At 41.8% G+C, this 6,185-nt stretch carries 6 protein-coding genes; 2 read left to right on the top strand and 4 right to left on the bottom strand.

The features are described from left to right. The coding region (locus A9957_RS09020; RefSeq protein ID WP_292343974.1) for a coiled-coil protein at positions 1-663 on the top strand (663 nt) is incomplete at its 5' end. A gap of 38 nt (positions 664-701) precedes the next feature. Here the strand turns inward: A9957_RS09020 and A9957_RS09015 are convergent. Genes A9957_RS09015 through tgtA form a run of 4 tightly spaced genes read right to left on the bottom strand, consistent with a single transcriptional unit; the run spans position 702 to position 5,482 of the window. After that, positions 702-1,841: a radical SAM/SPASM domain-containing protein gene (locus A9957_RS09015; RefSeq protein WP_241645708.1), complete on the bottom strand. Its 1,140-nt coding sequence runs from the start codon at positions 1,839-1,841 to the stop codon at positions 702-704. Between the two features lie 11 nt (positions 1,842-1,852). Further along, a complete protein-coding gene (locus tag A9957_RS09010; RefSeq protein ID WP_105460520.1) occupies positions 1,853-3,010 on the bottom strand; it encodes an NAD(P)/FAD-dependent oxidoreductase in 1,158 nt (385 codons plus the stop codon). A gap of 6 nt (positions 3,011-3,016) precedes the next feature. Next, positions 3,017-3,958 carry a UbiA family prenyltransferase gene (locus A9957_RS09005; protein ID WP_105460519.1) on the bottom strand — a complete coding sequence of 314 codons (942 nt, stop codon included), beginning with the start codon at positions 3,956-3,958 and terminating at the stop codon, positions 3,017-3,019. Positions 3,959-4,006: 48 nt separating this feature from the next. Next, a complete protein-coding gene (tgtA, locus tag A9957_RS09000; protein ID WP_096711601.1) occupies positions 4,007-5,482 on the bottom strand; it encodes a tRNA guanosine(15) transglycosylase TgtA in 1,476 nt (491 codons plus the stop codon). Between the two features lie 41 nt (positions 5,483-5,523). Between tgtA and A9957_RS08995 the strand changes: the two genes are divergently transcribed. Continuing rightward, positions 5,524-5,937 (top strand): helix-turn-helix transcriptional regulator, encoded by a 414-nt coding sequence (locus A9957_RS08995; protein ID WP_241645706.1) that lies wholly within the window; start codon positions 5,524-5,526, stop codon positions 5,935-5,937. The last annotated feature ends 248 nt before the right edge of the window (positions 5,938-6,185 follow it).

The following is a 6,185-nucleotide window of genomic DNA, read 5'->3' as shown; positions in this document are numbered from 1 at the left end:
GTCCAGGAATTCAAGGGGCTTCGTGATAAGACCAATGAAAAGGCAAATGAACTTTTTGGAAAAGTTGATGAGCTCAGAAGTGCCAATAATCTTACGGGACCATCCCTGAAAGAGATTCGCAAGGATATCGACAGGCTGGAATTCTCACAGCAGACCGAAGTGCTTACACCATCAAAAGAAAAAGAACTGGTCAACAAGATATCCGAACTCCGGAAACTTTATGATACAAAGAAAAAGCAAATTGAAAGTAATACTGAGCTAAACGATCTGCTTACGGAAGCACAGGAAATCAGGGAAGAGGCTTCCGGCTACCATACAACCCTTTCTGAATATGCTCAGAAAGCTCAGGAATATCATGACAAGATGATTACCACTTTCAAAGAAGCGGATAAGATACGCGCGGAATCCGATACTGCACATAAAGAGTTTGTACAAATCCAGGAAAAAGCAGATGAACAGCACAAGGCTTTCATTGCAGCTCAGAAGGAAATCCGGGATATTGACAAAGAACTTCGCAAACTCAAGAAGAAAGATGGTGGCAGGAAAGGCGCAGACATGGAAGAAGTCCGTAAGGATGCCGAGGATATATTTGATAAGTTCAAATCCGGCGAGAAACTTACTACAGAAAACCTCATGACTCTCCAGAAGTCCGGTCTTCTATAAGAATGGAAATAATTATCAGGGGAAACCCTGATTATATTTCATATATATTTAAGGACATATTGATTTCTGTAATTATCATCCCGCATAAGACATGTTTTTGCTTTATAGACAGGATCTTTCCGGATTCTATCCCATATTTTATTTATTTTTTCTTCATGTATGTTACCCACCGAAATTGGTATGCATGCACATGGACTGACATTTCCTTCAGGGGTTATATGCAACCATTTTTTACCCGCAAAGCATCCCATTTTGCGCAATACATGAGGAACCGAAAATATACGGGGTCCACTCATATTGTTTGAACGCTCAATAAAATCATTGAATTTTTGCATGTCCCCGGATGAGAGAAGGTCATCCTTATGATCAAACCATCGACCCGTGGGTACGATCTCAAAAAAGGTGATCTCATGTACACTCATGTCCTTTGCAAGCTGGTAGAAATCGTCCAGCTCATCGATATTAGAAGGAGAAATTACGACATAGATATTTACCAGTAATCCGACATCAAGGGCATTCTCTATAGCAGACATAGCAGCCCTGTAAACACCTGTCCTGCCACGCATCCTGTCATGATTTGCTTCGAATGCACTGTCCAGACTGACACTGAGCATATTCAGGCCTGCTTCTTTTAATGCCAGGGCTTTTGCAAAATCCAGACCTACACCGGAAGTAAACAGACCGCTTATTGCCTTCTCATTATCAACATAGTTAATGAGATCTTCAAGTCCTTCATATAACAGAGGTTCGCCCCCATCAAAAATAATTAAAGTTGAACCCATTTCCAGACACTGGTCAATAGCATTTTTTACAATCTCGGGTGAAAGAGATGCCCTGTTATTTGTATTAGGCAACGCACAATGCAGACACCTGTTGGGACATTCCTCGGTGATGGAAATTGTCACCTGTTCAGGAACCATTTTCCCCCTCATATACCCCATCTGGCTGGAAACCAACCTGTCAAAAGCCTTTCCTGGGATAGGGGGCATCCAGGTGGAGAACACAAGAGACTCACCATTTACAAGGGCCGGTTTGGAACCATCGAACATATCCATCATATCTGATAGCAGCGGTTTCACTGCTTTTGATGCAAGACCTGAGGTATGCATATTGACACGTCCGTTTTCAACAGTAGCATAAACCTTGAAGAAGGGATTTCTATAAAAATCGTATTTCATGTTACCACACATCACCTGTTTCTCAGGAATGCACTAAATCCAAGAAGCGATGACGGTTTCTTTTTTAGCATGAAAAGAGAGACCTGTAATGCTTTTTGAAGAGATGAACCCTGGAGGAAAGATAGGTCCTCCTGTTTGAAAACTTCCATCATACTGTTTATCTCACTATCATCCATTTTGCGAAGAGTTTCAAGCGCCATTCTACCCAAATAATATTCGGTCCTGTATTCCTTTGCCCACCTATGTGAATAACGGGACAGGAAACGAGCAGAGGTATTCCCCTCCTGTATACTTTCAGCAGCAACTTTTCCACACATTTTGCCTCCGTGTATGGAATAGCCAATGCCCGATTGTCCGGATGCACCTCCTGTAAGCATAATACCATCAGCAACCATCTGGTTGGGAATAGTAGCGATAGGGTCCCCTCCGGTTTTCACTTCACCTATGCTTAAATTTGACAAACCCTTCATCCGCTTGAATTTATCCACCCACCTATCAAAAAAGGAAGATACATCCCTGCCATGCCTTCTTACATAGACACCCAGGGTTGCCCTGTCGCCTCCACAGGGAGAATAAGTTGATTTCCATCCGGGAGCCACGCTTCCCACGAAATATTCAAACATGTCCGGCTCACCAATCCCCTCACCTTCTACCTCTGTCTCCATAGCCCAAGCTATATCATCCGGATGTTTCATTGCAGAAAGGCCACAAAGAGAAGCGAGTTTAGAATTGATTCCATCTGAGATTATTACAAGTTTAGAATCGAAGGTGCCCTGCGAAGTACTCACAGAAACCCCTTCATCATTTTTCAATACATTATATGCTTCAACTGATGTCGCAATATCAACACCTGAACCCCTGGTTTTCTGTATGTAATACCGGTCAAATGCAGGGCGGTCCAGAAAATAAGCGGGACTTTCGACTTCCACATAGGATCCGGAAGGGGCTACAATATTGGCCCCTCTTAAATTTTTGAGGACATAGGAACTATCCACAGTTTCGCCGGCCCTGTCAAACATTCCTTTAAAAAAAGTGTTAGCAGGATGTGTGTTTTCACCCAATACGTCTTGTTTGTCCATTAAAAGGACATCCAAACCCTGCTCAGACGCTACTCTGGAAGCAGCTAAACCGGCAGGGGAAGCACCGACCACAATGACATCAGCATCCATTATAAATCACCATAGAATATTCACATAACCCTCAGAAACTATAGACAGAATTACATCAATTATCAGGGAACCAAACATTACGCCCCTGTAGCGAGAACCCTGAAGGAAAAGCATTCCTCCTCTTTCGGGCAGAGGATTTTTGATGAAATCAAGGGACTGGATAATCATCCACATCCCCGCAAGAATTGCCCCTGTGAAGAAAATAGGACCAAGTTGTGCCGTCCAACCTATTATGAGGGAAGAAATTACACCTATAATCCAACAGGCAGTCACCAATTTAGATGTCGCAGGTACACCAAATACTACAGGGAATGTAGGCGCACCTTTAGCCCGATCACCTTCCACATCCCTGGAGACACCGGAAAGAGTAAATCCCCAATCGGTAACACACATCATAATACCCAGGAAAATCCCGGGGAGGGGAAGAATGGAAGTGTCCGCACCCTTTAGAATTCCCGCAGGATCAAAAGCAAGCCAGATACCAATCGGTACAAGCCCGTATGCAATACCCACTGGTACAAAGCTTAAGTAGGTAGATCTTTTAGCAAATTTTGAATATATGCTTATAGTACTAACTGCTATCACAAGTACCACAAAAGACTCGGGATTCAGATACAAGGCAGCTATTGATGCAATAACTACAAGGACAAAGGCATATTTGAGCCCCTGTTCCTGCGTGAGAGTAGAAGATGCGATGGGCCTTCCGGGCAGGTTAATCTTATCTATATCAATATCACAACAGTCATTGAACACATAAGAACTTGTTATCGCAGCATAACCACCAATAATTGCAATAATGAAAGGTAAAACCGAAGGTAGACCTCCGACGTATATATATGATGCAAGCAATGCACTTGCTGCCGGCAGGGCAAGATCCATATCAGCTATTTCAGGCCTGAGTAGTTCCAGATAGGGGTTGCGGGACTTTGATCCAGTTGTAGATACCAAGTAAATCACCCGGGATTAGATTCAAATCCGTGATTTCTGTCAGTTTAGTTAAAGATTTTCATTGGGCATTTCATCTAAAGGAATGGCATTCTTCTTGAGATCTTCATAGAGTGGATGAACAGTGTACTGTTTTGGGAGATTCAAATAAAATAATCCATTCCTGTTTTTACTAATAAGTCCTATTACGTTTTGTAACGCCACACCTATTGCACCTGGATCCATTTCATCAGGGATTTCCGCATTGAAAGGATATACTTCAGAGAGTTCAACGGGATATGCTCCAAATGGAGGCTTGAAATTCAGGACATGATCATAAGTTGCTTCGTCTTTCACAGATTTTGAGCGTATAAGAATTTTACCATCCAGATTAAAGCGGCCAAGTCTTTCTTTAAATCGTGCAACTTCCGGTCTTTTTGAGGATTCGGGCCCGGTATAAAAGAAAGTGGATTTGGAAAACGGATCAAGTCTTTCAAGCCAGGGACTGTAATTGTACAATCTTTTAAGAGCTGACAGCATTGAGGGATGGCTCCTGCACCGCTGTTCCACAAGTTCTAACAAGTTACCTTCCCTTATGGCCTGCTTGATGTTGCGAATTTCTGCAAAGGTCACATACAGATTGTGTCTTGCCAGTAATTCTGTGGAGTTGAAAGCAGATTTAATTTCCGATGCAGTATGAGCAGAACACACCGGACAATTACATGGAAGATACTGAAGATCTTTAAGATGAGATGTTCCGGTAACAGTTATATAGCGTCCTGCTTTTGCATAAAGGGCATAAGCTGCTGAATCAAATAAGTCACATCCCATTGCTACAGCAAGAGCAAACATCATTGGATGACCGGCACCAAATAGATGGACCGGTTTCACAGGATCAAGACCCTTTTTGGAAGAAATAACAACATCAACCAGATCCGCATAACGATAGGATTCCATGAGAGGAACCACAGCTCCGATAGGATATACATCAAAGGCATGTTTTGAAAGGGTTTTCGCACTGTGGGCCCTGAGATCCAGATAAGTGGAGCCCTGTACAGGACCCGCCAAAAGCATATTATCTGTTACAATTTCCTTGGCTGCAATCACTCTTTCAAGAGTAGTTTCAAGTTCGCCTTCTGCCCTTTTGTAAGAGACATCAGGAGGGGTTGGAATGTCAAGGGGGACTGCAATATCAGAACCAATGTTTTTTTGGAACTTTATAATCTGTTCGTTTGTTACTTCAACATCCCCATAAACGGATAGTTGAAAAGAACCTGAATCTGTCATAATGGGACCATCAAAATCCAGAAGATGATGCAGGCCTTTTTCCAGTGCGACGTTCCTGAGTTTGTCCTTGCGAGAAATGATATATGAATTTGTAATAAGTATTTGTGCACCAAACTGATGCATTTCAGAAGAGGGTATTGTGTTTATGTTGGGATTGATAACTGGCATAACCGTTGGTGTTTCAACAACACCATGTGGTGTATGCAGTCTACCAATACGGCCAGCTGCGTCTTTTTGCAGTATTTCGAATACAGCGGTCATGGGAGCAATAGATACCGGTGATAGTATATATGTGTATTTGAATGGTAATGGAAAATGTGAAAAGGAGAAAGACAATATATCCAAGTTCAGTCTTTATTATAGCAGGTGAAAAAATGATTATTCCCGAACCCATAAAATGCGAAATAGAACATAAAGGAGGAGTGGACAACCTTTATAAAAAAATGCCTCCTGAAGATGAATTCAAAAGATGGAGTGAGATTCACCATGCATTATCATCCCCACTCAGATTGAAGATACTATATATGGTAGCCAGGCAACCTCTCTGTGTATGCATAATAAAGCATATTCTGAAAGTACCTGATTCAAAGTTATCGTACCACCTTTCAATATTAAGTGGAAGTGGTATTATTAAAGGAACCAGAGAAGGAAATTGGATAATATATAGTGCTACAGAAGAAGGCAAGCAGATGATTGAAGGAATATCAGGGAAATAAACCATTATTCCTTTATTGAATTCATTCGATCTATCTAAATCCTCTTCCTCTAATCTTCCCTTCAGCATCAGGCTGTAATAAAATTGGAGATTTGGTATTGATTTATCTAGCGAGTTGATAGTAGGAGGAAAGATATTGCAGATAGCATAATTAAGAAAAAATATAGAGAATTAGTAAAAGTCAATAAGTTGAGTCAGCAGCGATGCATAGTTCCCAAAGGCTCTCGCACTTTAGTACAGTATACAACG

Origin of the sequence: Methanohalophilus sp. DAL1, from assembly GCF_001683555.1 — an archaeon.
Lineage (GTDB): Archaea > Halobacteriota > Methanosarcinia > Methanosarcinales > Methanosarcinaceae > Methanohalophilus > Methanohalophilus euhalobius.
The sequence above is the reverse complement of the archived record's forward strand: the minus strand, read 5'-3'. Positions and strand labels throughout refer to the sequence as shown.